Below are 26,853 nucleotides of genomic sequence, written 5' to 3' on the forward strand. Positions count from 1 at the left end.
CAGCATCGGCCCTGGACGGACGGGGCGCACGCGGAGCGCGGCGGGCCTCCCGCGCGGGCCGCACCCCGCTCCTCCGCCGGGCCCGCCCGGCCGTACGGCGTCACCTGCACGGCCGGGCGGGCTCACGCCCCGTACAGCCGGGCGAGCCGCAGCGCGTCCGCCGCGAAACGGGCCCGCAGGCCCTCCGGCGCGAGCACCTCGACCTCCGGCCCGAGCCCGGTGAGCTGGGCGTGCGCGACCTCCTCGGACTCCACCGGCAGGGTCACCGTCACCCACCCGTCGCCGTCCGGGTCGCCCGCGGCGGCCAGCGCCTGACGCGCCGACTGCGGATCCACCGCGTACGGCAGCCTGCGCACGCCCTCCCCGGACAGCCGTACCACCACCTGCGCGCGCAGGAGGGACCGCGCGAACTGCTCGGCCCGCTCCGCCCAGAACGCGGGCAGGTCGAACTCCTCGTCCCGCGTGAACCGCTCCTCGCCGGCCGTCACCGCCGTGAACCGGTCGATCCGGTACACCCGGAAGGACCCGTGGTCCGCGACCCGCGCGCACAGGTACCAGACGCCCGCCTTCAGCACGAGCCCGTACGGCTCCAGCTCCCGGACGACCTCCTCCGCCGCGTCGTCGCCCCGCCCCCCGGGCGCCCCGGCCGGCGCCGGGACGGCGACCGTGCGCACCCCCTCGGGGCCGCGCGCGCCCGCCCCCTCGGCGTCGGCGCCTCCCGGCGGCCGCGCGCCCCCGCGCCGGTAGCGCGCGGTGATCCGCCGGTCGTCCCACACCGCGTCCGCGACCGCCGGCAGCAGCGCGGGCGTCTCGGGCTCCCGGAACCAGCTCGGCGCGTCCAGGTGGAACCGCTGCGCCGCCGTCCTGGGCGCGTCCCGCAGGGAGGGCAGCAGAGCGGCGGACACCTTCAGCCGGGCGGCGGACGCGGCGTCCGCCAGCCCCATCTCGCGCAGCGCGCCCGGCACCCCGGACAGGAACAGCGCCTCGGCCTCGCTGCGGTGCAGGCCGGTCAGCCGGGTGCGGTAGCCGCCGACCAGCCGGTAGCCGCCGGCCCGGCCCCGGTCCGCGTACACCGGGACCCCCGCCTCCGACAGCGCCTGCGCGTCCCGGGTCACCGTCCGCTCGGACACCTCCAGCTCGCGGGCGAGTTCGGCGGCCGTCATGGCGGGCCGGGACTGCAGCAGGAGGACCATTTTGATCAGGCGGGCGGCGCGCATGGGCCCATCATGCAGCAGGAGGCCCCCGCCGAAGCGGGGGCCTCCTGACGACCGGGCCCTACAGGCCGTAGCGCTCGCGCGCCTCCTTCACGGCCGTCGCCTTCACCGCGCCGCGCCGGGCGAGCTGGGCGAGGGCCGCGGCCACGATGGACTCGGCGTCGACGCCGAAGTGGCGGCGGGCCGCCTCACGGGTGTCCGACAGGCCGAAGCCGTCGGCGCCCAGCGAGGACCAGTCCTGCTCGACCCACTGCGCGATCTGGTCCGGGACCTGGCGCATGTAGTCGGAGACCGCCAGCACCGGGCCCTCGGCGCCCTGCAGCGCCTGGCGGACGTACGGCACCCGGTCCTCGCCGCGCAGCAGCGCCGCGTCGGCCTCCAGCGCGTCCCGGCGCAGCTCGCTCCAGGACGTCGCCGACCACACGTCGGCCGCCACGCCCCACTCCTCGGCGAGCAGCCGCTGCGCCTTCAGCGCCCAGTGGATCGCCGTGCCGGAGCCCAGCAGCTGGATGCGCGGGGCGTTGGCCGGCGGGGTCAGGCCCGCCGACTCCGCCGTGTTGAAGCGGTACAGGCCCTTGACGATGCCCTCGTCGATGCCGAGGCCCTGCGGCTTCGCGGGCTGCGGCAGCGGCTCGTTGTAGACGGTGAGGTAGTAGAAGACGTCCTGGTCCTCGCCCGGCTTGGCCTCGCCGTACATCCGGCGCAGACCCTCGCGCACGATGACCGCGATCTCGTAGGCGAACGCCGGGTCGTACGTCAGCGCCGCCGGGTTGGTCGCGGCGATGACGGGGGAGTGGCCGTCGGCGTGCTGCAGGCCCTCACCGGTCAGCGTGGTGCGGCCGGCGGTGGCGCCGACGAGGAAGCCGCGGCCGAGCTGGTCGCCGAGCTGCCACATCTGGTCGGCCGTCCGCTGCCAGCCGAACATCGAGTAGAAGATGTAGAACGGGATCATCGGCTCGCCGTGCGTCGCGTACGACGTGGCGGCGGCGATGAAGTCGGCCATCGAACCGGCCTCGGTGATCCCCTCGTTGAGGATCTGCCCGTTCTTCGCCTCCTTGTAGTACATCAGCTGGTCGCGGTCGACCGGCTCGTACGTCTGGCCCTTGGGCGAGTAGATGCCGAGGGAGGGGAACAGGCTCTCCATGCCGAAGGTGCGCGCCTCGTCGGGGACGATCGGCACCCAGCGCCTGCCGGTCTCCTTGTCGCGGACCAGGTCCTTGACCAGGCGGACGAAGGCCATGGTGGTGGCCACGCTCTGCGAGCCGGAGCCCTTGTCGAAGGCGGCGAACGCCTTCTCGGCCGGGGCGGGCAGCGCCGGGACCGGGTGGACGCGGCGGGCCGGGGCCGGGCCGCCGAGGGCGGCGCGGCGCTCCTGGAGGTAGCGGACCTCGGGGGAGTCGGCGCCCGGGTGGCCGTAGGGGACCTGGCCGTCGACGAAGTCGCTGTCCTTGATGGGCAGGCCGAGGCGGTCGCGCATCGCCTTGAACTCGTCCACCGTCAGCTTCTTCATCTGGTGGTTGGCGTTCTTCGACGCGAAGCCCTCGCCGAGCGTGTGGCCCTTGACGGTCTGCGCCAGGATCACCGTCGGCGCGCCCTTGTGCGCGAGGGCCGCCTTGTACGCCGCGTACACCTTGCGCGGCTCGTGACCGCCGCGGGAGAAGTGGAAGCAGTCGAGGATCTTGTCGTCGCTCAGCAGCTTCGCCATCTCCGCGAGCGCCGGGTCCTTGCCGAAGAAGTCCTCGCGGATGTAGGCGGCGTCGCGGGTCTGGTACGTCTGGATCTGCGCGTCCGGCACCTCGCGCAGCCGGCGGACGAGCGCGCCGGTGGTGTCGAGCTGGAACAGCTCGTCCCAGGCGGAGCCCCACAGCGTCTTGATCACGTTCCAGCCGGCGCCGCGGAACTGGGCCTCCAGCTCCTGCACGATCTTGAAGTTGGCGCGGACCGGGCCGTCCAGGCGCTGCAGGTTGCAGTTGATGACGAAGGTGAGGTTGTCCAGCTCCTCGCGGGCGGCGAGCGCGAGGGCCGCCGTCGACTCGGGCTCGTCCATCTCGCCGTCGCCGAGGAACGCCCACACGTGCGAGCCGGAGGTGTCCTTGATGCCGCGGTTGGCCAGGTAGCGGTTGAAGCGCGCCTGGTAGATGGCGGACAGCGGGCCCAGGCCCATGGAGACGGTCGGGAACTCCCACAGCCAGGGCAGGCGGCGCGGGTGCGGGTACGACGGCAGGCCGCTGCCGCCGGCCTCGCGGCGGAAGTTGTCCAGGTGCTGCTCGGTCAGCCGGCCGTCGAGGAAGGCGCGGGCGTAGATGCCGGGGGAGGCGTGGCCCTGGACGTAGAGCTGGTCGCCGGAGCCGTCGCCCTCCTTGCCGCGGAAGAAGTGGTTGAAGCCGATCTCGTACAGCCAGGCCGCGGAGGCGAAGGTGGCGATGTGGCCGCCGACGCCGTATTTGCTGCCGCGGGTCACCATCGCGGCCGCGTTCCAGCGGTTCCACGCGGTGATCCGGGCCTCCATCTCCTCGTCACCGGGCACGGCGGGCTCGGCGGCGGTGGGGATGGTGTTGACGTAGTCGGTCTCGAGGAGCTTCGGCAGCGGGACGCCGGCGCCCTCGGCGCGCTCCAGCGTGCGGCGCATCAGGTACGCGGCACGGTGCGGCCCGGCCGCCTTGGCGACGGCGTCCAGCGAGGCCCGCCACTCGGCGGTCTCCTCGGGGTCGCGGTCCGGGAGCTGGTCGAGCTCGCTCGGCTGGATGGCGTTGGGGTCGGTCATGTCGCCGCCTTCCTCAGTCGAAGGGGGTTCCCTCATCGGTAAGGGTTCGGGGGTGCCCTTGGTCTTTGGCAGGACAGGGCGCGAGGCTCCGGTGCGGAGCCGTTTGTGCGGCTCCGTCGCGTGGCCCGTCGGCGACTGTAACCCCCTGATCGATGATCGATCAAAGGGTGGAAGGGAAAAACCCACCGACGCACGAAAATTGGCATCCGGTGCCGCAAATGTGGGCACCGGGTGCCGTGTTTTTCCTGCTCACCCGGGGGTGGGCGGCCCGCGCCGGCGCCGCCGGCGCGGGCCGCGGACCCCGGCCGGTCCCGCCGACGGCGCGACCGGCCGACGTCAGGCCGTCGCCGTCCGCGAGGACGTGCCCTGTTCCGCTCCGGCGGGGGCCGTCTCCGCGGGCTGCCCGGAGCGTTCCCGCTCGGCGCGCTCCTGCTCGGCACGCTGCCGTGCCGCCTGCTCCCGGGTGATCACCTCGGTGGCGGCGCCGACGGCCACCGCCACCGGCCATCCGATGGCGCCGGCGACGGCCATGCCCCCGAGGACGCCGTAGAGGGTCAGCTTGCGGGGCGAGGACAGCGCCGACGCGGCCGCGGACGTGACCGTGCGGACGCCGGGGAACCGGTCGCCGGGGGTCACGTACGGAATGGGGACCCGGGGGTGCGCGGTGTGCAGATGCACCACCCTGCCCATCCCCTTCCCCCGGCTCTCCCGGCTCTCCTGGCCGTGCGTCTCCCGCGCGGAGCCCTCCTCGGCCTGGGACTGGGACTCGAACCGGTTCTGGACCTGCGGCTGGGTGGGCTGCTGTGTGTGCTTGGGCTGCTGTAGCTCTGGGGAAGTCATGTCCGTCCCCCTGCCGAAAAGCATGGGTGTCGATGGGTCTTCCCGCCGTTTTCCACCCCTTCGTCCCGGTAAACCACCTGACGGGTATCAGGTCCGGATGGTCCGGTTTCCGGGCGGGCCGGGCCTCCGGTCCGGGTCAGGCGGAGTCCTCGGCGGCGCGGGGCGCGCAGCCCAGCACGTGCTCCTTCACCAGGCGGCCGATGTCCGGGTCGCGGCGCTTGAAGGCGGCCACCAGCTCCTCGTGCTCCTCGGCGTAGGACTGCTGGACCGTGCCCAGCCAGCGGATGGACAGGGTCGTGAAGACCTCGATGCCCAGGCCCTCCCAGGTGTGCAGCAGCACCGAGTTGCCGGCCGCCCGGACCAGCTCCCGGTGGAAGGCCACCGTGTGCCGCACCTGGGCCGTGCCGTCCGCCACGCGGTCGGCCTCGTACAGCGCGGCGACGTGCGGCTCCAGGGCCGAGGTGTCCTCGGCCAGCCGCTGCGCCGCCAGCTCCGCCGCGATGGCCTCCAGGCCGGCCCGCACCGGGTAGCTCTCCTCCAGGTCGGCCGCCGTCAGGTTCCGCACCCGCACGCCCTTGTTCGGCGCCGACTCGATCAGCCGCAGCGACTCCAGCTCGCGCAGCGCCTCCCGCACCGGCGTCTGGCTGACCTCCAGCTCGGTGGCGATCCGCCGCTCCACGATCCGCTCGCCCGGCTTCCAGCGCCCGCTGATGATCCCTTCGAGGATGTGCTCGCGGATCTGTTCGCGCAGCGAGTGGATGACGGGCGCGGTCATGAGGGCTCCTTCGGAAGGGGCCCACCGGACCGGACCCCCTTGGGGCGTTCGACGCTTAGACAATAAGGCCGCGACGCCGTGCGGAAGAGGCGCGCGGGGGAGCTTTCGCGCAGGTGAGACGAGACTTACACGCCCGCGAAAAGCGGTGCCCCCGCCCGGAGGCTTCCGGACGGGGGCACCGCGGGACCGCGTCGGCGGCCGTGGATCACAGGCCGAGTTCGACCTCGAACTCGCCCGCCTCCAGGATCGCCTTGACCGCCGTCAGGTAACGGGCGGCGTCGGCGCCGTCGACCAGGCGGTGGTCGTAGGACAGGGTCAGGTACGTCATGTCGCGGACGCCGATGACCGTGCCCTCCTCCGTCTCGATGACGGCCGGGCGCTTGACCGTGGCGCCGATGCCGAGGATCGCGACCTGGCCCGGCGGCACGATGATCGTGTCGAACAGCGCGCCGCGCGAACCGGTGTTGCTGATGGTGAAGGTCGCGCCCGCCAGCTCGTCCGGCGTGATCTTGTTGGACCGGACCTTGCCCGCGAGCTCCGCGGTGGCCTTGGCGATACCGGCGATGTTGAGGTCGCCGGCGTTCTTGATGACCGGGGTCATCAGGCCCTTCTCGGAGTCCACCGCGATACCGATGTGCTCGGTGTCGAAGTAGGTGATGGTCCCCTCGGCCTCGTTGATCCGGGCGTTGATGACCGGGTGGGCCTTCAGCGCCTGGGCGGCGGCCTTGACGAAGAACGGCATCGGGGAGAGCTTGACGCCCTCACGGGCCGCGAACGCGTCCTTGGCCCGGGCGCGCAGCTTCATCAGGCGGGTGACGTCCACCTCGACGACGGAGGACAGCTGGGCCTGCTCGTGCAGGGCCTTGACCATGTTGTCGCCGATGACCTTGCGGATGCGCGGCATCTTGACGGTCTGGCCGCGCAGCGGGGACGCCTCCAGGACCGGCGCCTTCTTCGCGGCGGCGGGGGCCGGGGCGGCCGCGGCCGGAGCCGGGGCAGCGGCGGCGGCCTTCGCGGCCTCGGCGGCGGCGAGGACGTCCTGCTTGCGGATCCGGCCGCCCACGCCGGTGCCGGTGACGGTGGACAGGTCGACGCCGTTCTCGGCGGCGAGCTTGCGCACCAGCGGGGTGACGTAGGCGCCCTCGTCGGTCGCCCTGGCGGCGGCCGGAGCGGCCGGAGCGGCCGGAGCTGCGGGGGCCGGGGCCGGAGCCGGGGCGGCCTGCTGCGGGGCCGGGGCCGGGGCGGGGGCCTGCGGGGCCGGAGCGGCCTGCGCGGGAGCGGGCTGCGCCGGAGCCGGGGCGGCCGGGGCGGGAGCGGCCTGCTGCGGAGCCGGCTCGGGCTGGGCCGGGGCGGGCTCGGGCTGGGCCGGGGCCGCGGGGGCGGCCGGGGCGGCGGCGGGCGCGGCGCCCGGGGCGCCGATGACGGCGAGCTTGGCGCCGACCTCGGCGGTCTCGTCCTCGCCGACCACGATCTCCAGCAGCACGCCGGAGGCGGGCGCCGGGATCTCGGTGTCGACCTTGTCGGTGGAGACCTCCAGCAGCGGCTCGTCGGCCTCGACGCTGTCGCCGACCGACTTCAGCCAGCGGGTGACGGTGCCCTCGGTGACGGACTCGCCGAGCGCGGGCAGGACCACGTCCGTGCCCTCGGCGGAGCCGCCGCCGGAGGCGGCCTCGGCGGTGGGCGCCGGAGCCGGGGCGGCCTGCTCGGTGGACGGCTGGGCGGCCGGGGCCGGCTCGGGAGCCGGCGGGGCGACCTCCTCGGCGGCCGGGGCCTGCTCGGCGGCCGGAGCCGGGGCGGCGGCGGGGGCGCCGGTGCCGTCGTCGATCACGGCCAGCTCGGCGCCGACCTCGACCGTCTCGTCCTCGGCGACCTTGATGGAGGCCAGCACGCCGGAGGCGGGCGCCGGGATCTCGGTGTCGACCTTGTCGGTGGAGACCTCGAGCAGCGGCTCGTCGGCCTCGACACGCTCACCCTCGGCCTTCAGCCAGCGGGTGACGGTGCCCTCGGTGACGCTCTCGCCGAGCGCCGGAAGGGTTACGGAAACCGCCATGGTTTCGGTTGCTCCTTACGGATGGGGTCCCCCCGGTCCCAGCGGGGTCGAGAACCGGGGGAAGCGGAAGTCTGTGTCGTCGCGTCCGTGACCGAGGGTCAGTCGTGCGCGTGGAGGGGCTTGCCGGCCAGCGCCAGGTGGGCCTCGCCGAGCGCCTCGTTCTGCGTCGGGTGGGCGTGGATGAGCTGGGCGACCTCGGCCGGCAGCGCCTCCCAGTTGTAGATCAGCTGGGCCTCGCCGACCTGCTCGCCGATGCGGTCGCCGACCATGTGGACGCCGACCACGGCACCGTCCTTGACCTGGACGAGCTTGATCTCGCCCGCGGTCTTCAGGATCTTGCTCCGGCCGTTGCCCGCCAGGTTGTACTTCAGAGCGACGACCTTGTCCGCGCCGTAGATCTCCTTGGCCTTGGCCTCGCTGAGGCCGACGGAGGCGACCTCCGGCTGGGAGTACGTCACCCGCGGGACACCGTCGTAGTCGATCGGGACGACCTTCAGACCGGCCAGCCGCTCGGCGACCAGGATGCCCTCCGCGAAGCCGACGTGCGCGAGCTGGAGGGTCGGGACCAGGTCGCCGACGGCGGAGATGGTGGGGACGTTGGTGCGCATGTACTCGTCGACGAGGACGTAGCCGCGGTCCATGGCGACCCCGGCCTCCTCGTAGCCCAGGCCCTGGGAGACCGGGCCGCGGCCGACGGCGACGAGGAGGAGCTCCGCCTCGAACTCCTTGCCGTCGGCGAGGGTGACCTTGACACCGTCCTGGGTGTACTCGGCCTTCTGGAAGAAGGTGCCCAGGTTGAACTTGATGCCGCGCTTGCGGAAGGCGCGCTCCAGCAGCTTCGAGGAGTTCTCGTCCTCAGCCGGGACGAGGTGCTTCAGGCCCTCGACGATCGTGACGTCGGCGCCGAAGGACTTCCACGCGGAGGCGAACTCGCAGCCGATGACCCCGCCGCCGAGGATGATCGCGGACTGCGGCACGCGGTCCAGGACGAGGGCGTGGTCCGAGGAGATGATCCGGTTGCCGTCGATCTCCAGGCCCGGCAGCGACTTCGGCACGGAGCCGGTCGCCAGCAGGATGTGGCGGCCCTGGATCCGCTGCCCGTCGACGTCCACCGAGGTGGCCGAGGACAGCCGGCCCTCGCCCTCGATGTAGGTCACCTTGCGGGAGGCGATCAGGCCCTGCAGGCCCTTGTACAGGCCCGCGACCACGTCGTCCTTGTACTTGTGGACGGCGGGCATGTCGATGCCCTCGAAGTTGGCCTTGACGCCGAACTGCTCGCTCTCGCGGGCCTGGTCGGCGATCTCGCCGGCGTGCAGCAGGGCCTTGGTGGGGATGCAACCCCGGTGCAGGCAGGTACCGCCGACCTTGTCCTTCTCGATCAGGGCGACGTCCAGGCCCAGCTGCGCCCCGCGCAGGGCCGCGGCGTAACCACCGCTACCACCGCCGAGGATCACTAGGTCGAAAACGGTGCTGGCGTCGTTCGCCACGTCACGTCCTCCATGCATGTGCGCCGTGCGCCGGTCTTCGCTGACCGGCAGGCGGCTGGTGTCCGGCCGCTCTTGCTTCGGCCCTTCGGTGGGGCCCTGTCCTGCCGAGCCCCATCTTCGCACTTGTCGGTACGGGAAGGGACGCGGGGCTGGAGTGTGAGACGCCCCACGTCCGGGGGACGGCGGGGCGGCCCGCCCGGGGTGCGGGGCCGGGCGGGCACACGGCTCCGCCGCGCGGGAGCGACCAGCCCCCGCGCGGCGGAGCCGTCCTGTGACGCGGACCGGGCCGTGCGGCGACCTAGCCGAGGTCCCCGGCGGCGGCCAGCTCGGCGAGCCGCACCAGCGTCCGCACGCCCGAGCCCGTGCCGCCCTTCGGCGTGTAGCCGAACGGCCCGCCCTCGTTGAAGGCCGGCCCGGCGATGTCCAGGTGGGCCCAGGTGATGCCCTCGCCGACGAACTCCCGCAGGAACAGGCCGGCGACCAGGCCGCCGCCCATCCGCTCGCCCATGTTGGCGATGTCGGCGGTGGGCGAGTCCATGCCCTTGCGCAGGTGCTCCGGCAGCGGCATCGGCCAGGCGTCCTCGCCGACCTCCTGGGCGACCTCGTACACCGCCGTGCGGAAGGCGTCGTCGTTCGCCATGATCCCGAACGTGCGGTTGCCGAGCGCCAGCACCATCGCCCCGGTCAGGGTCGCGACGTCGACGATCGCGTCCGGCTTCTCCTGCGAGGCGGCCCACAGCGCGTCCGCGAGGACCAGCCGGCCCTCGGCGTCGGTGTTGAGCACCTCGACGGTCTTGCCGCTGTACATGCGCAGCACGTCGCCCGGGCGGACCGCGGAGCCCGAGGGCATGTTCTCGGCCAGCGCCAGCCAGCCGGTGACGTTGACCTCCAGGCCGAGGCGCGCGGCGGCGACCACCGCGGCGAACACGGCGGCGGCGCCGCTCATGTCGCACTTCATCGTCTCGTTGTGCCCGGCCGGCTTCAGCGAGATGCCGCCCGAGTCGTAGGTGATGCCCTTGCCGACGAAGGCGAGGTGCTTCTTGGCCTTGGAGTGCGTGTACGACAGCTTCACCAGGCGCGGGGCCGACGCCGAGCCGGAGCCGACGCCGAGGATGCCGCCGTAGCCGCCCTTGGCGAGCGCCTTCTCGTCGAGCACCTGCACCTTGATGCCGTGCTCCTTGGCCGCGGCCTGCGCGATCGCGGCGAACGCCTCCGGGTCGAGGTCGTTCGGCGGGGTGTTGACCAGGTCGCGGGCGCGGTTGAGCTCCTCGGCGACGGCGGCGGCGCGCTCGACGGCCGCCTTGTACGCCTTGTCGCGGGGCTTGCCGCCGAGCAGGACGGCCTCGGCGAGCGGGGCCTTGCCGTTCTTGGCCCGCGACCCGTTCTTCGCCGCGGCGTCGTCCTTGTAGGCGTCGAAGGAGTACGCGCCGAGCAGTGCGCCCTCGCCGATCACGCCCGCGTCGGCGGCGTCCGCCACCGGCAGCGCGAAGGCGGCCTTCTTGACGCCGGCCAGGGCACGGGCGGCCGCGCCCGCGGCCCTGCGCAGCGCCTCGGCGTCGTACCCGGCGTCCTTGCGGGGCTCCGCGCCCAGGCCGACGGCCACCACGAGCGGCGCCTTGAAGCCGGAGGGCGCGGGCAGCTTCGTCACCTCGCCCTCGGCGCCGGAGGCGCCGAGGGTCTCCAGGACGCCGGCGAGCCGGCCGTCGTACGCCTGGTCCACGGCCTCGGCGCCCGGGGCGACGACGGGGCCCTTGGCGCCCTTGGCGACACCGATCACGATCGCGTCGGCCCGCAGGCCGGGCGCCGCGGCGGTGCTGAGAGTGAGAGCAGTCACGGTGGTGGATTCTCGCTTCCGATGTGAAGTTGCTGTGGCCGAGTGGGTGGGTCGACCGGGCCCGTCAGCCGACCCTGGAACCGCCGGCCCAGGTGCGGTCGGTCGTGACCGGGGCCTTCACCCTGTCGGCGAACACCCGGAACGAGCCTACGCTTGTGGGCGCCTCCGCTCGTTCCTGCGGGTACGCGTCCGCCGTCGGTGTCGGGGTCGTGGCCCGATCCTCGCATCCGGTGGCCCCCGTCACACGCGGCGGGGTGCGGTGGCCGCCCGCGCCACGGCGGCCCCCTGGTCGCGTACGAACCGCCCGCCCGCCCGCCGCTTCCGCCCCCCGCCGGCCAGGGCCGGGCCCGGTGCTCAGAGCCTGCGGACCGGCCGCCCGACGCCGGGCGCGCCGAGCGTGACCCCGACGACCTCGGTGCCCGCCACCCGGTCGGCGAGGGAGCGGCGCCCGGCGAAGAGCACCGGCACCGCGTCGGCCAGGAGCAGCGCGACCGCCGCCGCCCACACCAGCACCGACAGCAGGATCCGGCCCTCGACCAGCAGCACGCAGGCCACGGCGTACACGGCGACGTCCGCGGCGGTGGTGACCGCGGCGCGCAGCGCGGCCCGGGCCGGCGCCCGCGGGGCGATCCTCAGGCCGGTCAGCGCCTTGCCGGCGGTGCGCCCCGCCAGGACCGGGCATCCCCACCGGTGGAGGAGGACCGCCGCGACCAGCGCCCCGAAGGCCTGCTGGACGCAGCGCACCGACGTGTTCCACAGCGACGGCCCCGGGTCCTGGAACGCGTCGACGACGTCACCGCGCGAGGTCAGCAGGTCGAAGCCGCCGCGGGCGGCGAGTGCGGGCACGTCGGCGACGAGCGCGCAGATCCGGTCGAGGGTCAGCGCGGCGAGCAGCGACGCGACCGCCGCCACCAGCGCGAAGCCGACGCACCAGGCCAGGACACGACGGGGACGCGGCATCGGCACCCCCCGATGACTTGCGTGTCGGGCAGACGAGGGGAGCCGGGGCGGACGGGCCGGGAAGGAGGGCGGAGGGGACGAAGGGGCGGGGGAGGGGGTCAGCCCAGGGACGAAACGACCAGGGCCGTCGTCGCCGCCGTCTCCGCGAGCCCGCCGAACACGTCACCGGTGACCCCGCCGAAGCGGCGCGTGCAGTGCCGCAGCAGCAGCTCGGCGGCGGCGAGGGCGAGGACGACCGCGGCGGCGGCGCGCAGGGCGCCGTACGGCCCGAGCAGGGCGCCCCCGGCGGCGGCCGACGCGGTGACGGCGACGGCCGCGGCGAGCGCCCCGCCCGGCGGGACCACCCCGGCGACCGCCGCGCCCAGGCCCTCCGGACGGGCGGCCGGCACCCCGGCCCGGGCGGCCAGGGTGAGCGCGAGGCGGGCGGTGGTCGCCGAGACGACGGCGGCCAGCGCGCCCCGGGCCCAGGAGCCGTCGTACGCCCGCGCCAGCGCGGCCACCTGGGCGAGCAGCACGAGGACGAGGGTGAGCACGCCGAACGGGCCGATGTCCGACTGCTTCATGATCCGCAGCGCGTCCTCGGCGGGCTTGCCGCTGCCGAGTCCGTCCGCGGTGTCCGCGAGCCCGTCGAGGTGCAGCCCGCGGGTCAGCGCGGCGGGCACGGCGGCGGTGGCGACGGCGGCGAGCAGCGCGCCCGAGCCGAGGAACAGCAGCGACAGCCCGGCGGCGGCAGCGGCGGCGCCGGTCACCAGGCCGGCCAGCGGGGCGCACAGCATGCCGCCGCGCGCGGCGGCGCGGTCCCAGCGGGTCACCCTGACCGGGAGCACGGTGAGGGTGCCGAAGGCGAAGCGGAGGCCGTCCGGCCAGGGGGTCGAGCGCACCGGCGCAGGTTACCCGGCGGTCAGGAGAGGGGGGACGGCGGCCGCGGATAAAGTGCACATATGGGAGATTGGTGGCGGCAGAACATCATCGAGCCGGGCAAGCTGCCCCTGCTCCTCGCCCTCACCGCCTTCGTCCTGACCTTCCTGGTCACCCGGACCATCACCCGGCTCATCCGGGCGGGCCGGGGACCCTTCGGCAACATCAAGTCGGGCGGGATGCACATCCACCACGTCGTGCCCGGCGTCGTCCTCACGGTGGCCGGCGGCTTCGGCGCGGTGGCCGGCGGGCAGCACGGTTTCGGCCCGGCGCTCGCCGCGGTGCTCTTCGGGACGGGCGCGGGGCTCGTGCTGGACGAGTTCGCGCTGGTCCTGCACCTGGACGACGTGTACTGGACCGAGGCGGGCCGCAAGAGCGTGGAGGCCGTGGTCCTCACGGCCGCCCTGGTCGGCCTGCTCCTGATCGGGTTCTCGCCGTTCGGCGTCGACGACCTCACCGAGGACGAGCAGCAGGGCCGCGCCGGCGCCCTGGTGAACGTGGCGGTGAACTTCCTCCTCGCCCTCGTCGCCCTCAGCAAGGGCAAGGCCCGCCTCGCGGTCCTCGGGATGATCGTGCCGGTCCTCGCGCTGATCGGCGCCGTACGGCTGGCCCGCCCCGACTCGCCGTGGGCCAGGCGCTTCTACCGCCGCCGCCACCGCGCCCGGGCCAGGGCGACGCTGCGCGCCTACCACCACGACCGCCGCTGGTCGGGCCCCCGCCGGGCGTTCCAGGACTGGCTGGCCGGCAAACCGAACCCGGAGCCGGCCGGCCCGGCGAGGACCCGCCGGCCCCGTTGACCCCCTACTCCTCCGCCGGCTCCTCGGAGTCCGCCGGCTCCCCGGTCCCCTCGGGGCCGGCCGGCTTCTCCGGCAGCTCCGCGGCCAGCGCCGCCGCGGCCTGCACCAGCGGCAGCGCCAGCAGCGCCCCCGCGCCCTCCCCGACGGTCACCCCCTGGGCCAGCAGCGGCTCCAGCGCCATCCGGTCCAGCGCCTTGGCCTGCCCCGGCTCCCCGCTGTCGTGCGCGGCCAGCCACCAGTCCGGCGCCCGGAACGCGATCCGCTGCCCCACCAGCGCGCAGGCGGCCGTCACCACCCCGTCCAGGACCACCGGCAGCTTGCGCACCGCGCACTGCAGCAGGAAGCCCGTCATCGCCGCGAGGTCGGCCCCGCCCACCGTCGCCAGCAGCTGCAACTGGTCCCCGAGCACCGGCCGGGCCCGGCGCAGCGCGTCCCGGATCGCCGCGCACTTGCGCATCCACGCCAGGTCGTCGATGGCCAGCCCGCCCCGCCCGGTGACGACGGACGCGTCGGTCCCGCACAACGCGGCCACCAGCACCCCCGCCGCCGTGGTGCCGCCCACGCTCACATCGCCGAGCGCCACCAGGTCCGTACCGGAGTCGGCCTCCTCGTCGGCCACCGCGACCCCGGCCCGGAACGCGGCCTCCGCCTCGTCGAGGGTCAGCGCGTCCTCGACGTCGATGCGCCCGCTGCCCCGCCGCACCCGGTGCCGCACCACCTCGGCCGGCAGCGACTCCGCGTCGCAGTCCAGCGCCATGTCCACGATCCGCACGGGCACGCCCAGCCGCCGGGCGAGCACGGACACCGGCCGCCCGCCCTCCAGCACCTCGCGCACCAGCTGACCGGCGCCGCCCGCGGGCCGCGCCGACACCCCCAGTCCGGCGACGCCGTGGTCACCGGCGAAGAGCACCACCCGCGGCCGTTCGATCGGCCGCACCGGCACCGCGGACTGCGCCGCGGCCAGCCACTCACCCAGGTCGTCGAGGCGGCCCAGCGCTCCGGGCGGCACGATCCGGCGCTCCCGGCGCGCCTCGGCGTCGCGGCGCACCCCGCCGTCGGGACGCTCGATCAGATCGGTGAAGTCGTCGAGATTAAGCGAGCTCATTCGCCGAACAGTACCGGCCCCGCCGGCACGCGGAACCGCCCCGACGCCACCCCGCACCCCCCACGTCGTTGCACCCGGGATCGCCATCCCATACGTTCCGTTTTGCGGTGAATTGCCGCATGTCTCCGGTGTACGTCCCCGCCGTCCCTCCTCGCAGCCGGGAGCCGCCCATGCCCGTCCCCCTCGCCCGGCAGGCCGCCGACCGCCGGCGCGCCGCCTACCTCGCCGCGCTCGCCGACGGCGCGGACCGCTTCCACGAGCCGCGCCGCGCCACCTGCCCCTGGTGCGGCTCGGCCCGGCTGCGCACCCGGCTGCGCTCGGGCGACCCGCGGCAGCGCACACCGGGCACGTTCGCCGTGGACGCGTGCCGGGACTGCGGCCACGTCTTCCAGAACCCCCGGCTGACCGCGGAGGGCCTGGTCTTCGCCCACCGGGACGTGTACGAGGGGCACCTGGAGGCCTCCGCCACCCGCGGCGGCCTGCGCCGCGCGCACCGCCGTGCCGCCCGCGCGATGCTCCGCCTCACCGAGCCGGAGAGCTGGCTGGACGTGGGCACGGGCCACGCCCGCTTCCCGGAGACCGCGCGGGAACTCCTCCCGTACACCGCCTTCGACGGCCTGGACCCCACCGGCCGGGTCGAGGAGGCCCGCGCGGCGGGCCGGATCGAGGAGGCGCACGTCGGCCATCTGACGGACCCGCGGATCACGGCCCGCCTGCGCGCCCGCTACGACGTCGTCAGCATGCTCCACCACCTCCAGCACGTCCCCGACCCGCGCGCGGAACTGCGCGCCGCGCTCGGCGTGCTGCGCCCCGGCGGCCTGCTCCTGATCGAACTCCCCGACCCGCGCTGCGTGTTCGCCGCGTTGCTGGGCCGCTGGTGGCCCCCGCACGACCACCCCCGCCACCTGCACCTGCCGCCCCCGGCCAACCTGATCGCCGAACTGCGCGCCCAGGGCTGCACGATCGTGGCCGCCGACCGCCGCGCCCCGCACGTCCCCTGCGACCTCGCGGCGGCGCTGTCCCTGGCGCTGGCGCACGCCCTGCCCGCCCCGGACGGCCCGTGGCGGGCGGCCCTGACCGGCGCGGGCAGCCCGCTGGTGGCCCTGGCCTCGGCGCTCGACCACGCCCTGGCGCCCGTACTGCGCCGCACCCCCTTCTCGAACGCCTACCGGGTCGTCGCGCGCAAGGGGGCGTCAGCCCCGTAGCGGCAGGGCCTGCCCCGCCACCACCAGCAGCACCTGCTCGCACTCGCCGGCGAACGCCGCGTTCAGCCGCCCGAGCTCGTCCCGGTAGCGCCGCCCCGACGCCGTGGCCGGCACGATCCCCGACCCCACCTCGTTCGACACCGCGACCACGGTCCGCCGGGTGGCGCGCACCGCCTCCGTCAGCTCCCGCACCCGCTGCCTGAGCGCCCGCTCCCCGCCGCCGGCCCACTCCGCGTCGTCCCACGCCCCGACGGCGTCCATCGCGTCCGTCAGCCACAGCGACAGGCAGTCGACGAGCAGCGGCGGTCCGTCGTCCTCCAGCAGCGGCACCAGGTCGCAGGTCTCGGCGGTGCGCCACGACCCCGGCCGCCGCTCCCGGTGCGCGGCGACCCGCGCCGCCCACTCGGTGTCGCCGCCGCGGGTGCCGCCCGTCGCCACGTACAGCACGTCCGGGAAGGCCTCCAGGCGCCGCTCGGCCTCCGCCGACTTCCCCGACCGCGCCCCGCCCAGCACCAGCGTCCGCCGCGGCACGTCGGGCACGTCCTCGTAGGCGCCCACCACCAGCGTCGTGCCGTCCGGCACCGCCCGCGCCCCCGCCGCCGCGAGCCGCCGCGCCAGCTCCGCGCCGGGCGGCACGTCGTGGTCGAGGTGCACGGCGACGACGTCCGTGGTCGGACCCACCGCCCCCACCGCCCGCAGCCGCGCCAGCCCGTCCGGCCGCCCCACCACGTCCGCGAGGACCATGTCGTACGCCGCGCCGGCCTCCGCCAGGCCCGCCGGCGCCGCACCCGGCGGCACGTACAGCAGCCGCTGCCCGTCCGGGCCCGTCACCGCGTACCCGGTGCCCGGCGCGTCCAGCGCCAGCGCCCGCACCCGGTGCCCGGTCAGCAGCGTCAGCTCGCGCCCGTCCGGCACCCGGCCGGGCTGCGGCAGCCCGGCCGGCACCTCCAGCGCCGGCCCGTCGTGCGGATGCGACAGCAGCACCTGGCGCACACCGCCCAGGGAGCGCCCCGCCCGGGCCGCCGCGAGCGCGGCGCCCGGCGTCAGGTCCAGCAGCAGCGCCCCGTCCACGAGCAGCGCGGTGGCCGCGCGCGCGTCGGCGCCCACCGCGACGGCGCAGGCCGCGCAGGGACAGCAGGGACGGGGGAGCCCCGCGGGGGCGCCGGTGCCGAGCAGAGTCACATCCACGCACCGATTCTCACCGGTCGCCGCACGGCGTGCGCATCCGAGGCCCCCGCGGGGCAGGCCCGGCCCCGCACGGTGGCCGGCCCGTCCGCACCGCGCCGACCACGCCCCGGGCGGAGCGCATAGGCTTCCGCTCTGCAGCTGCTCACATTGTGGAGGCGTACATGGCGAACTGGACGTGGCGGTTCGAGACGGCCGACGGGACGGAGGTCCAGCCCGCGGTGCAGCCCGAGGAGTTCACCACCCAGGGGGACGCCGAGTCCTGGATCGGGGAGCACTGGAAGGCCCTGCTGGACGGCGGCGCGGACCAGGTGCGGCTGTTCGAGGACGGCGCGGAGATCTACGGGCCGATGAGCCTGCACGCGGACCGGGGCTGAGGCCCCCGGGCGGGGGCCGGGCGGCCCCCGCCCCCCGCTACTGCTCGCCCAGCGTCACGTCCACCGTCTCCCGCCGCCCGTCGCGGGTGAACGTCACCGTCGTCCGCTCGCCCGGCCGCCGGGCCGCCAGGGCCTCCGCGAGCGAGGTGACGGTGGTGATGCCGGTGTCGCCCAGCCGGGTGATGACGTCCCCGGGCGCGATGCCCGCCCGGTCGGCCGCGCCGCCGTCCGCGACGTCGACGACGGCGACCCCGGCGGCCCGGTAGTCGTCGTCGACGACCGTGCGGCCGGTGATGCCGAGGGCGGCACGGCCGGAGTCGGTGACCCGGCCGTCCCGGACGATCTGGTCGGCCACGGTCCGCACCGTCGACGCCGGGATCGCGAACCCGATGCCGGGCGCCGTGCCCTCCCCGAGCCCGGGGTCGGCCGCGGCGAGCGTCGGGATGCCGACGACCCGGCCGTCCAGGTCCACCAGGGCGCCGCCGCTGTTGCCGGGGTTGATGGCCGCCGACGTCTGCACCATGTTCACCAGGGTCGCGCCCGTACCGCCGCTCCCACTGCTCTCGGTGACGGTCCGTCCGGTCGCGGAGACGATGCCCTGCGTCACGCTCGACGACAGCCCGAGCGGCGAGCCCATCGCCAGCACGATCTGCCCGACCTCGACCTTCGAGGAGTCGCCGAACCGGGCGGCCCGCAGCCCGTCCGGCACCCGCTCCAGCCGGACGACGGCGAGGTCCTGCTGCGGGTAGGAGGAGACGAGGGTGGCGGCGAGGGATTCCTCGGCGTGGGCGGTCGTCACCCGGAAGGTCCGCTCGTCGCCGACGACGTGCGCGTTGGTGACGACGTGCCCCCGGCCGTCGTACACGACCCCCGAGCCCAGGTCGTCACCGGCCTGGATCTGCACCACCGACGGCAGCACGTCCCGGATCACCCGCCGGTAGTCGGCCTCCAGGTCGCTGTCCGCCCGCGGCGCGGCGGCCCGCCGGGTGGTGTCCTCCCGCTCGCGCGGCGCGACGGAACCGATGCATCCGGCGGCGAGCGCGCCGGCGCACACCAGCGCGGCGGCGAGGAGGGGGAGCCGCGGGGCGCGGCTGCGCGAAGCGTCCATGCCCGCAGTGTCCCGTCCGGCCGCGGCCCCGGCCCGCGGTGAGCGCCCGAACGGGCCTCAGTCCCGCACCCCGCACAGGTGCAGCAGCGTCGCCACCCCGCGGTACGGGTCCGTCCGCCCCGCCCGCTCCTCCACCGCCAGCAGCGCCTCGACGTCGTCCGGCGCCTCGGCCCCGGCGACCGCGGTGTCGGTGAAGACCCGGACGCCGTACCAGGTGTGCAGCGGCGCCCCGATGCCGGCGAGCGTGTCCGTCAGGGCGCCGAGCCGGTCGGCCCGCACGTCCAGCCCCAGCCGGTCCCGGTAGGCGGTGGTCCCGAAGGCGGCCAGCGCCCCGGCCCAGTCGCCGGACAGGCCCGGCCGCATCGCCAGCGCGTCGCCGTTGCGCACCAGCAGCGACAGCAGCCCGCCGTGCGCGAGCACCCGCGCCAGCCCCGCCAGCAGCGGATCGGGCTCCTCGACGTACATGAGCACCCCGTGGCAGAGCACCACGTCGAAGCTGCCGGGCCGGAAGTGCGCGCCGGTCTCCCGGCCGTCCCCCTCGATGATCCGCATCCGCTCCCGGATGCCCTCCGGCTCCCCGGCCAGCGCCTCCCGGGCGGCGGCGATCATCGCCGCGTCCTGTTCCAGGCCGGTCACCTGGTGCCCGGCCCGCGCCAGCCGCAGCGCCTGCGCGCCCCGCCCCATGCCGACGTCGAGCACCCGCAGCCGCTGCCCGACCGGGAACCGCGCGGATATCTGCTCCTCCAGCTGCCGGGCCACCAGTTCCTGCCGTACGGCGTCCCGCAGTCCGCCCGCCCCGCTCAGCCGGGCATCTGCCGCGTCCTGGGAGAACGGCGTCGTGGTCAGGGCCGCTCCCCGCGCTTGACCTGCGGCTTCGGCAGCCGGAGCCGGCGCATCTGGAGGGAGCGCATCAGCGCGTAGGCGACCGCGCCGCGCCTGTTCTCGTCCGGGAAGCGCTCGCCGAGCCGCTTCTTCAGCCGGAAACCGGTGACGAACGAGTCGAACACGATGAGCGCGATCACGACCAGCCACAGCAGCAGCGCGGCGTTCTGCAGCGCGGGCACCCGGACCATGCTCAGCACGAGGATGACCACGGCCATCGGCAGGAAGAACTCCGCGACGTTGAACCGCGAGTCGACGAAGTCGCGCGCGAAGCGGCGCACCGGGCCCTTGTCGCGGACCGGCAGGTACCGCTCGTCGCCCGTGGCCAGCGCCTGCCGCTGCCGCTCCAGCGCGGCGCGGCGCGCCTCGCGCTGCCGCTTGGCGGCCTCCTTGCGCGTCATCGGCGTGTGGGCGACGCTGCGGCGCTGGGACCGGGCCTCACTGCGCTTGGGCGTGGGGCGGCCCTTGGGAGCCTGCGGGTCGCGGGGCTGCTTGGAGAGGTTCACCGGCGCCTGGTCGGCGGCCGGGGCCTTCTCTTCCTTGACACGGCTACGGAACACAAAACCCAAGGGTAAGGGCTGGACGGGCATGGACCCCAGCCCCACGGGGAACGATCCGGCAACGCCGGTCGTCGGTAAAGGGACAGAGGGGACGATGCGTACGTCCCGGGTACACCTGCGGACACACGTCCGGGCGGCCCCGGGGATCACCTACTCCCTACGCCGGAGCAGGAGGTCACGCAGTCGTCCTCGGGGATGAGCGCATCCGTCCCCGAACAGTGCGGTAATGGAAGCAGGGCCCGTACTGTGGGTTCTGTCGCAGTCGCTGGAGCTGGAGTCCGTCAGAAGGGGGCGCGCGAAGCCCATGAGCGGTGTCATGAAGCGTATGGGGATGATCTTCCGCGCGAAGGCGAACAAGGCCCTTGACCGGGCTGAGGACCCGCGCGAGACCCTCGATTACTCGTACCAGAAGCAGCTGGAACTGCTCCAGAAGGTCCGCCGCGGCGTCGCGGACGTGGCCACCTCGCGCAAGCGCCTGGAACTCCAGCTGAACCAGCTGCAGCAGCAGTCCTCCAAGCTGGAGGACCAGGGCCGCAAGGCGCTCGCCCTGGGCCGGGAGGACCTCGCCCGCGAGGCGCTCTCCCGCCGCGCCGCGCTCCAGCAGCAGGTGACCGACCTGGAGACGCAGCACGCCACGCTCCAGGGCGAGGAGGAGAAGCTCACCCTGGCGGCCCAGCGGCTCCAGGCCAAGGTCGACGCCTTCCGCACGAAGAAGGAGACCATCAAGGCCACCTACACCGCGGCCCAGGCGCAGACCCGGATCGGCGAGGCCTTCTCGGGCATCTCCGAGGAGATGGGCGACGTGGGCCTGGCGATCCAGCGCGCCGAGGACAAGACGGCCCAGCTCCAGGCGCGGGCCGGCGCGATCGACGAACTCCTCGCCTCCGGCGCCCTGGACGACCCCTCCGGCATGCACAAGGACGACATCCAGGCCGAGCTGGACCGGCTCTCCGGTGGTACGGATGTAGAGCTGGAACTGCAGCGCATGAAGGCGGAGCTGGCCGGAGGCACGGCCGACGGGCAGCAGGCCATCGAAGGCGGCACGAGCCGGCCGCAGCAGCAGCCGCAGTCCCAGCAGCAGCCGCAGGACACCCCGCGCTTCGACAAGCAGTAGCCGTCTTCCGCCGGGGCCCACGCCGAGGAGGGCGACATGATCGTACGGATCATGGGGGAGGGACAGGTGAGGCTGGCCGACGGCCACCTCGCCGAGCTGAACAAGCTGGACGACGAACTCCTGGCCGAGATGGAGAACGGCGACGGCCCCGGCTTCCGCCGCACCCTCACGGCCCTGCTGTCCAGGGTCCGTGCCCTGGGCGACCCCCTGCCGGACGACTCCCTGGAACCCTCGGACCTGATCCTGCCCGCCGCGGACGCCACCCTGGAGGAGGTCCGGGAGCTGCTGAGCGACGGCGGCCTGATCCCGGAGGCGTGAGCGGCCCGGGGCGCCGGGAGGGAGGGGGCGGCTCACGGCGCCGTCCGCGCGGCCCCGGGCCGGCGCGGGGCGAGCCGCGCGTGCCCCGGGGCGGTGCCCCGGTGCCGTTCCCGGCGGTGGCCGGCCCCGCTACCGTAAACAGCCGTGAGCACCCTCGAACGCGCCCGGTGCCGACTGCGGTCGCACCCCGCGGCGCTGGACGCGGCCCTGGCGGCCGGTGTCCTGGCGTGCATGGTGGCCGGCTCGTTCGTCGACCCGCACGGACCGGACGGCGCCACCTGGGTCGTCCGCAGCCCCGACCCGCTCAGCCTGGTCCTCATGGCCCTCGGCGCCGCCGCGCTCGTCCTCCGCCGCCGTGCCCCCCGGACGGTCCTCGCCCTCACCGGCGGCGTCTCCCTCGTCGAGTGCGTCACCGGCGACCCCCGCGCCCCCGTCGCCATGTCCGCGGTCATCGCCCTCTACACCGTCGCCTCCGCCACCGACCGCTCCACCACCTGGCGCGCCGGCCTGCTCACCACGACCGTGCTGACCGGCGCCGCCATGCTCGCCGGCCCCCTGCCCTGGTACGCCCAGGAGAACCTCGGCATCCTCGCCTGGACCGGCATCGGCGCCACCGCCGGCGACGCCGTCCGCAGCCGCCGCGCCTTCGTCCACGCCATCCGCGAGCGCGCCGAGCGCGCCGAGCGCACCCGCGAGGAGGAGGCCCGCCGCCGGGTCGCCGAGGAACGCCTGCGCATCGCCCGCGACCTGCACGACGTCGTCGCCCATCACATCGCCCTGGTCAACGTCCAGGCCGGGGTCGCCGCGCACGTCCTGGACAAGCGGCCCGACCAGGCCAAGGAGGCCCTCGCCCACGTACGGGAGGCCGGCCGCTCCGCGCTGAACGAGCTGCGCGCCACCGTCGGCCTGCTCCGCCAGTCCGGCGACCCCGAGGCCCCGACCGAACCCGCCCCCGGCCTGGACCGCCTCGACGAGCTCGTCGGCACCTTCCGCAGCGCCGGCCTGCACGTCGAGGTCGCCCGCGCCGACGGGGGCGGCGACCTGCCCGCCGCCGTCGACCTGGCCGCCTACCGCGTCGTCCAGGAGGCCCTGACCAACGTGCAGAAGCACGCCGGGCCCGGGGCCAGGGCCGAGGTCAGCGTCGTCCGCGTCGGGCCGGACATCGAGGTCACCGTGGTCGACGACGGCCCCGGCCGGGGCGACGCCCCCGGCTCCGGCGGCGGGCACGGACTGCTCGGCATGCGGGAGCGCGTCAGCGCCCTGCGCGGCACCCTCACCACCGGTCCCCGCTACGGAGGCGGCTTCCGCGTCCATGCCATCCTGCCGGTCGAGACCCGCACCCGTGCCTGAAGAGGACCCCGTATGACGATCCGTGTCCTGCTCGCCGACGACCAGGCGCTCCTGCGCAGCGCCTTCCGGGTGCTCGTCGACTCCGAGCCCGACATGGAGGTGGTGGGCGAGGCCTCCGACGGCGCGGAGGCGGTGCGGCTGGCCGGGGAGCGGCGGGCCGACGTCGTGCTGATGGACATCCGGATGCCCGGCACGGACGGACTCGCCGCCACCCGCATGATCGGCGCCGACCCCGCCCTGGCCCACGTCCGCGTGGTCATCCTGACGACCTTCGAGGTCGACGACTACGTCGTGCAGTCGCTGCGCGCCGGTGCCTCCGGCTTCCTCGGCAAGGGCTCCGAGCCGGAGGAGCTGCTCAACGCCATCCGGGTCGCGGCCGGCGGCGAGGCGCTGCTGTCCCCGGCCGCGACCAAGGGCCTGATCGCCCGCTTCCTCGCCCAGGAGGGACCGGCCGGCGACGGCCGCGACCCCGCCCGCGCCGAGCGGCTCGCCTCGCTGACCGGGCGGGAGCGCGAGGTGCTGGTGCAGGTCGCCGGCGGACACTCCAACGACGAGATCGCCGAGCGGCTGGAGGTCAGCCCGCTCACGGTGAAGACGCACGTCAACCGGGCCATGGGCAAGCTGGGCGCCCGGGACCGGGCACAGCTGGTGGTCATCGCCTACGAGTCCGGGCTGGTACGTCCGAGGGTGGAGTGAGCCCTGCCCGGGCGTACTGCGGCGGGAGTACGCGCCGCACCGGGAAATGGACCTCGGACCTACGAATCGGCGGTCCCCCATGGCCCATGGTGTAGGGGCGGGCGCTCGCCTGCGCTCCGCCCCTCGACCGTCCGCACGTCCGCCGTTCACAGGAGAGAGACACCCAACCCATGTCCTGGCTGTCCAGATTCAGCCTCGCGCAACGGGCCCTCGTAGGGCTGATTTCGATCATCGCGCTCGTCTTCGGGGCGATCGCGATCCCGCAGCTGAAGCAGCAACTGCTGCCCACCATCGAACTGCCGATGGTGTCGGTGATCGCGTCCTACCCGGGCGCCTCTCCCGACGTCGTCGAGAAGCAGGTCGTCGAGCCCGTCGAGGACAGCCTGGAGGCCGTCGACGGCATCTCGGGCGTCACCTCCACGGCCAGCGAGGGCAACGCCGTGATCATGGCGTCCTTCGACTACGGCAACGGCACCCAGCAGCTCGTCGCGGACGTCCAGCAGGCCGTCAACCGGGCCCGCGCCCAGCTCCCGGACGAGGTGGACCCGCAGGTCGTCGCGGGGTCGACGGACGACATCCCCACCGTGGTCCTCGCCGTCACCTCCCAGCGCGACCAGCAGGCCCTGGCCGACCAGCTCGACCGGACCGTCGTCCCCGCCCTGGAGGAGATCGAGGGCGTCGGACAGGTCACGGTCGACGGCGTACGGGACACCGAGGTCACCGTCACCCCGGACGAGGCCGGTCTCGCCCGGGCGGGCCTGACCACGCAGTCCCTCGTCCAGGCCCTGCAGGCGGGCGGCGCGACCGTGCCGGCCGGCTCCTTCGACGAGGACGGCGCCAACCGCACCGTCCAGGTCGGCGGCGGCTTCACCTCGCTGAAGCAGATCGAGGACCTGATGGTCAAGGGGGAGGCCGGCAAGGGCAGGCCGGTGCGCCTCGGCGACGTCGCCGAGGTCGAGGAGGAACAGGCCCGCGCCGACTCCCTCACCCGCACCAACGGCAGGCCCAGCCTCGCCGTCACGGTCACCATGGACCACGACGGCAGCGCGGTCGCGATCTCGGACGCGGTCCGGGACATGCTCCCGGACCTGCGCGAGGACCTCGGCGCCGGCGCCACCCTCACCGTCGTCAGCGACCAGGGCCCGGCGGTGTCGAAGTCCATCGAGGGCCTGACCACGGAGGGCGCGCTCGGACTGGTCTTCGCCGTCCTGGTGATCCTGGTCTTCCTGGCCTCGATCCGCTCGACCCTGGTCACGGCGGTGAGCATCCCGCTCTCCGTGGTCCTGGCCCTGATCGTGCTGTGGACGCGCGACCTGTCGCTGAACATGCTGACCCTCGGCGCGCTGACCATCGCGATCGGCCGGGTCGTCGACGACTCGATCGTGGTGCTGGAGAACATCAAGCGGCACCTCGGCTACGGCGAGGAACGCCGGGAGGCCATCCTCAGGGCGGTCCGCGAGGTCGCGGGCGCGGTGACCTCCTCGACGCTCACCACGGTCGCGGTGTTCCTGCCGATCGGCCTGGTCGGCGGCATGGTGGGCGAGCTGTTCGGCTCGTTCAGCCTGACCGTCACGGCCGCGCTGCTGGCGTCCCTGCTGGTGTCGCTGACGGTCGTCCCGGTCCTGTCGTACTGGTTCCTGCGCGCCCCGAAGGGCACCCCGCGGGACGCCGAGGAGGCGCGCCGGCTGGCGGAGGAGAAGGAGGCGAGGAGCCGGCTCCAGCGGATCTACGTCCCCGTCCTGCGGTTCGCGACCCGGCGCCGGCTGACCAGCGTGGCCATCGCGGTCGTCGTCCTCATCGGCACCTTCGGCATGGCGCCGCTGCTGAAGACCAACTTCTTCGACCAGGGCGAGCAGGAGGTCCTCACCGTCCGGCAGGAGCTGAAGCCCGGCACCAGCCTGGCCGCCACCGACGCCCAGGCGAGGAGGGTCGAGAAGCTGCTCGCCGGCACCGAGGGCGTCGAGGACTACCAGGTGACGGTCGGCTCGTCCGGCTTCCTCGCGGCCTTCGGCGGCGGCACGGACACCAACCAGGCCTCCTACCAGGTGATGCTGGAGGACTCGGCGTCCTCCCAGGACGTCCGGGACCGCCTCCAGAAGGGCCTGGACGAGCTGGAGGGCATCGGCACCACCACCATCGCGGCCGGTGACGGCTTCGGCAGCCAGGACCTGAGCGTGGTGGTGAAGGCGGCCGACGGGGACGTGCTGCGCGAGGCCGCGGAGGAGGTCCGCAAGACGGTGGCCTCGCTGGACGACGTCACCGACGTCACCAGCGACCTGGCGCAGAGCGTGCCGCGCGTCTCGGTCGAGGCCAACGCGAAGGCCGCGGCGGCGGGCTTCGACGACCAGACCCTCGGCGCGGCCGTCGCCCAGGCCGTCCGCGGCACCACCGCGGCCAAGGCGGTCCTGGACGACACCGAGCGCGACGTCGTCGTCAGGTCGGCGAAGCCGGCCGAGACGCTGCGGCAGCTGAAGGCGCTGAACCTGGGCGGGGTCAGGCTCGGCGACATCGCCACGGTGAAGCTGGTGGACGGCCCGGTGTCGATGACCCGGATCGACGGCCAGCGCGCGGCCACCATCACGGCCAGGCCGACGGGCGACAACACGGGTGCGGTGAGCGCCGACCTCCAGGCCGGGATCGACGCGCTGGAGCTGCCGGCCGGCGCGACGGCGGAGATCGGCGGCGTGTCCGAGGACCAGGACGAGGCGTTCGCCAACCTGGGCCTGGCGATGCTGGCGGCCGTCGCGATCGTCTTCATGCTGCTGGTGGGCACCTTCCGCTCGCTGGCCCAGCCGCTGATCCTGCTGGTGTCGGTCCCGTTCGCGGCGACCGGCGCGATCGGCCTGCTGGTGGTGACGGGCACCCCGATGGGCGTGCCCGCGATGATCGGCATGCTGATGCTGATCGGCATCGTGGTGACCAACGCGATCGTGCTGATCGACCTGATCAACCAGTACCGCGCGCAGGGCTACGGCGTGGTGGAGGCCGTGGTGGAGGGCGGCCGCCACCGGCTGCGGCCCATCCTGATGACGGCCCTGGCGACGATCTTCGCCCTGCTGCCGATGGCCCTGGGCATCACCGGCGAGGGCGGCTTCATCGCCCAGCCGCTGGCGGTGGTCGTGATCGGCGGCCTGGTCACCTCGACCCTGCTGACCCTGCTCCTGGTCCCGACGCTGTACGCGATGCTGGAGCTCCGCAAGGAGCGCCGGGCGGCGAAGCGGGCGGGGAAGCGGCAGGCCGAGGCGGACCGGCCCCTGGAGCCGGCCGGGGCGTGACGGTGTGACGGCGTGAGGGCCGGGTCCCGCGACGGGACC

Annotated in this window: 22 protein-coding genes; 8 read left to right on the forward strand and 14 right to left on the reverse strand. The window is 74.8% G+C overall.

Annotation, left to right across the window (positions count from 1 at the left end; translation table 11 throughout):
• Positions 1-122: 122 nt before the first annotated feature.
• From ACIBAI_RS08775 to ACIBAI_RS08815, 9 genes are all read right to left on the reverse strand, one after another.
• Positions 123-1,217 (reverse strand): helix-turn-helix transcriptional regulator, encoded by a 1,095-nt coding sequence (locus tag ACIBAI_RS08775; RefSeq protein ID WP_399032263.1) that lies wholly within the window; start codon positions 1,215-1,217, stop codon positions 123-125.
• Between the two features lie 58 nt (positions 1,218-1,275).
• Positions 1,276-3,978 carry a pyruvate dehydrogenase (acetyl-transferring), homodimeric type gene (gene aceE / locus ACIBAI_RS08780; protein ID WP_399032265.1) on the reverse strand — a complete coding sequence of 901 codons (2,703 nt, stop codon included), beginning with the start codon at positions 3,976-3,978 and terminating at the stop codon, positions 1,276-1,278.
• A 336-nt stretch (positions 3,979-4,314) separates the two neighbouring features.
• Positions 4,315-4,818, reverse strand: coding sequence for a hypothetical protein (locus ACIBAI_RS08785; RefSeq protein WP_399032266.1), 504 nt, complete (start codon positions 4,816-4,818; stop codon positions 4,315-4,317).
• 136 nt (positions 4,819-4,954) lie between these two features.
• The gene (locus tag ACIBAI_RS08790; protein WP_399032268.1) at positions 4,955-5,593 is read right to left on the reverse strand and encodes a GntR family transcriptional regulator; all 639 of its coding nucleotides are present in this window, start codon (positions 5,591-5,593) and stop codon (positions 4,955-4,957) included.
• A gap of 205 nt (positions 5,594-5,798) precedes the next feature.
• Complete coding sequence (sucB, locus tag ACIBAI_RS08795) at positions 5,799-7,643, reverse strand: 2-oxoglutarate dehydrogenase, E2 component, dihydrolipoamide succinyltransferase (RefSeq protein ID WP_399032270.1); 1,845 nt, start codon at positions 7,641-7,643, stop codon at positions 5,799-5,801.
• Positions 7,644-7,741: 98 nt separating this feature from the next.
• The gene (gene lpdA / locus ACIBAI_RS08800; protein WP_399032272.1) at positions 7,742-9,130 is read right to left on the reverse strand and encodes a dihydrolipoyl dehydrogenase; all 1,389 of its coding nucleotides are present in this window, start codon (positions 9,128-9,130) and stop codon (positions 7,742-7,744) included.
• A 298-nt stretch (positions 9,131-9,428) separates the two neighbouring features.
• Positions 9,429-10,964 carry a leucyl aminopeptidase gene (locus ACIBAI_RS08805; RefSeq protein WP_399032274.1) on the reverse strand — a complete coding sequence of 512 codons (1,536 nt, stop codon included), beginning with the start codon at positions 10,962-10,964 and terminating at the stop codon, positions 9,429-9,431.
• A gap of 354 nt (positions 10,965-11,318) precedes the next feature.
• Positions 11,319-11,924 carry a hypothetical protein gene (locus ACIBAI_RS08810; protein ID WP_399032276.1) on the reverse strand — a complete coding sequence of 202 codons (606 nt, stop codon included), beginning with the start codon at positions 11,922-11,924 and terminating at the stop codon, positions 11,319-11,321.
• Positions 11,925-12,022: 98 nt separating this feature from the next.
• The gene (locus ACIBAI_RS08815; RefSeq protein ID WP_399032278.1) at positions 12,023-12,805 is read right to left on the reverse strand and encodes an adenosylcobinamide-GDP ribazoletransferase; all 783 of its coding nucleotides are present in this window, start codon (positions 12,803-12,805) and stop codon (positions 12,023-12,025) included.
• A 60-nt stretch (positions 12,806-12,865) separates the two neighbouring features.
• Here ACIBAI_RS08815 and ACIBAI_RS08820 point away from each other — a divergent pair, with 60 nt between their 5' ends.
• Entirely contained in the window at positions 12,866-13,639 is a 774-nt protein-coding gene (locus ACIBAI_RS08820) for a hypothetical protein (protein WP_399032280.1), read from the forward strand.
• 4 nt (positions 13,640-13,643) lie between these two features.
• Here ACIBAI_RS08820 and cobT read toward each other — a convergent pair whose 3' ends face one another.
• Positions 13,644-14,744 (reverse strand): nicotinate-nucleotide--dimethylbenzimidazole phosphoribosyltransferase, encoded by a 1,101-nt coding sequence (cobT, locus tag ACIBAI_RS08825; protein ID WP_399032282.1) that lies wholly within the window; start codon positions 14,742-14,744, stop codon positions 13,644-13,646.
• Between the two features lie 170 nt (positions 14,745-14,914).
• Here cobT and ACIBAI_RS08830 point away from each other — a divergent pair, with 170 nt between their 5' ends.
• Positions 14,915-15,949 carry a class I SAM-dependent methyltransferase gene (locus ACIBAI_RS08830; protein WP_399032284.1) on the forward strand — a complete coding sequence of 345 codons (1,035 nt, stop codon included), beginning with the start codon at positions 14,915-14,917 and terminating at the stop codon, positions 15,947-15,949.
• Here the strand turns inward: ACIBAI_RS08830 and ACIBAI_RS08835 are convergent.
• Entirely contained in the window at positions 15,938-17,137 is a 1,200-nt protein-coding gene (locus tag ACIBAI_RS08835) for a bifunctional adenosylcobinamide kinase/adenosylcobinamide-phosphate guanylyltransferase (protein WP_399032285.1), read from the reverse strand. The two genes, ACIBAI_RS08830 and ACIBAI_RS08835, sit on opposite strands and share 12 nt — an antisense overlap.
• 161 nt (positions 17,138-17,298) lie before the next feature.
• On the opposite strand from ACIBAI_RS08835, the gene ACIBAI_RS08840 reads away from it, so the two are divergent.
• Positions 17,299-17,511, forward strand: a complete 213-nt coding sequence (locus ACIBAI_RS08840) for a hypothetical protein (RefSeq protein ID WP_344604999.1) — start codon at positions 17,299-17,301, stop codon at positions 17,509-17,511.
• Positions 17,512-17,548: 37 nt separating this feature from the next.
• Here ACIBAI_RS08840 and ACIBAI_RS08845 read toward each other — a convergent pair whose 3' ends face one another.
• From ACIBAI_RS08845 to ACIBAI_RS08855, 3 genes are all read right to left on the reverse strand, one after another.
• Complete coding sequence (locus ACIBAI_RS08845) at positions 17,549-18,619, reverse strand: S1C family serine protease (RefSeq protein ID WP_399032287.1); 1,071 nt, start codon at positions 18,617-18,619, stop codon at positions 17,549-17,551.
• 57 nt (positions 18,620-18,676) lie between these two features.
• A complete protein-coding gene (locus ACIBAI_RS08850) occupies positions 18,677-19,378 on the reverse strand; it encodes a class I SAM-dependent methyltransferase (protein WP_399032289.1) in 702 nt (233 codons plus the stop codon).
• Positions 19,379-19,461: 83 nt separating this feature from the next.
• Entirely contained in the window at positions 19,462-20,061 is a 600-nt protein-coding gene (locus ACIBAI_RS08855; protein ID WP_399032290.1) for a DUF3043 domain-containing protein, read from the reverse strand.
• A gap of 304 nt (positions 20,062-20,365) precedes the next feature.
• Here ACIBAI_RS08855 and ACIBAI_RS08860 point away from each other — a divergent pair, with 304 nt between their 5' ends.
• The 5 genes from ACIBAI_RS08860 (at position 20,366) to ACIBAI_RS08880 (ending at position 26,814) form a co-directional block, all read left to right on the forward strand.
• Entirely contained in the window at positions 20,366-21,175 is an 810-nt protein-coding gene (locus ACIBAI_RS08860) for a PspA/IM30 family protein (protein ID WP_399032292.1), read from the forward strand.
• A 36-nt stretch (positions 21,176-21,211) separates the two neighbouring features.
• A complete protein-coding gene (locus ACIBAI_RS08865) occupies positions 21,212-21,493 on the forward strand; it encodes a hypothetical protein (RefSeq protein WP_399032294.1) in 282 nt (93 codons plus the stop codon).
• Positions 21,494-21,637: 144 nt separating this feature from the next.
• On the forward strand, positions 21,638-22,843 hold the full coding sequence (locus ACIBAI_RS08870) for a sensor histidine kinase (RefSeq protein ID WP_399032296.1): 1,206 nt from the start codon (positions 21,638-21,640) through the stop codon (positions 22,841-22,843).
• A gap of 12 nt (positions 22,844-22,855) precedes the next feature.
• The gene (locus ACIBAI_RS08875) at positions 22,856-23,539 is read left to right on the forward strand and encodes a response regulator (protein WP_399032298.1); all 684 of its coding nucleotides are present in this window, start codon (positions 22,856-22,858) and stop codon (positions 23,537-23,539) included.
• A gap of 170 nt (positions 23,540-23,709) precedes the next feature.
• Positions 23,710-26,814, forward strand: coding sequence for an efflux RND transporter permease subunit (locus tag ACIBAI_RS08880; protein ID WP_399032300.1), 3,105 nt, complete (start codon positions 23,710-23,712; stop codon positions 26,812-26,814).
• Positions 26,815-26,853: the final 39 nt, after the last annotated feature.

It is taken from the genome of Streptomyces sp. NPDC051041, assembly GCF_044456065.1.
Classification (GTDB): domain Bacteria; phylum Actinomycetota; class Actinomycetes; order Streptomycetales; family Streptomycetaceae; genus Streptomyces; species Streptomyces glaucus.

Excerpts from the sequence above, each read along its gene's own strand:
- ACIBAI_RS08775 (WP_399032263.1), bottom strand. The coding sequence starts at position 1,217 with ATGCGCGCCGCCCGCCTGATCAAAATGGTCCTCCTGCTGCAGTCCCGG.
- aceE (WP_399032265.1), bottom strand. The coding sequence starts at position 3,978 with ATGACCGACCCCAACGCCATCCAGCCGAGCGAGCTCGACCAGCTCCCG.
- ACIBAI_RS08785 (WP_399032266.1), bottom strand. The coding sequence starts at position 4,818 with ATGACTTCCCCAGAGCTACAGCAGCCCAAGCACACACAGCAGCCCACC.
- ACIBAI_RS08790 (WP_399032268.1), bottom strand. The coding sequence starts at position 5,593 with ATGACCGCGCCCGTCATCCACTCGCTGCGCGAACAGATCCGCGAGCAC.
- sucB (WP_399032270.1), bottom strand. The coding sequence starts at position 7,643 with ATGGCGGTTTCCGTAACCCTTCCGGCGCTCGGCGAGAGCGTCACCGAG.
- ACIBAI_RS08810 (WP_399032276.1), bottom strand. The coding sequence starts at position 11,924 with ATGCCGCGTCCCCGTCGTGTCCTGGCCTGGTGCGTCGGCTTCGCGCTG.
- ACIBAI_RS08820 (WP_399032280.1), top strand. The coding sequence starts at position 12,866 with ATGGGAGATTGGTGGCGGCAGAACATCATCGAGCCGGGCAAGCTGCCC.
- cobT (WP_399032282.1), bottom strand. The coding sequence starts at position 14,744 with ATGAGCTCGCTTAATCTCGACGACTTCACCGATCTGATCGAGCGTCCC.
- ACIBAI_RS08830 (WP_399032284.1), top strand. The coding sequence starts at position 14,915 with ATGCCCGTCCCCCTCGCCCGGCAGGCCGCCGACCGCCGGCGCGCCGCC.
- ACIBAI_RS08840 (WP_344604999.1), top strand. The coding sequence starts at position 17,299 with ATGGCGAACTGGACGTGGCGGTTCGAGACGGCCGACGGGACGGAGGTC.
- ACIBAI_RS08845 (WP_399032287.1), bottom strand. The coding sequence starts at position 18,619 with ATGGACGCTTCGCGCAGCCGCGCCCCGCGGCTCCCCCTCCTCGCCGCC.
- ACIBAI_RS08860 (WP_399032292.1), top strand. The coding sequence starts at position 20,366 with ATGAGCGGTGTCATGAAGCGTATGGGGATGATCTTCCGCGCGAAGGCG.
- ACIBAI_RS08865 (WP_399032294.1), top strand. The coding sequence starts at position 21,212 with ATGATCGTACGGATCATGGGGGAGGGACAGGTGAGGCTGGCCGACGGC.
- ACIBAI_RS08875 (WP_399032298.1), top strand. The coding sequence starts at position 22,856 with ATGACGATCCGTGTCCTGCTCGCCGACGACCAGGCGCTCCTGCGCAGC.
- ACIBAI_RS08880 (WP_399032300.1), top strand. The coding sequence starts at position 23,710 with ATGTCCTGGCTGTCCAGATTCAGCCTCGCGCAACGGGCCCTCGTAGGG.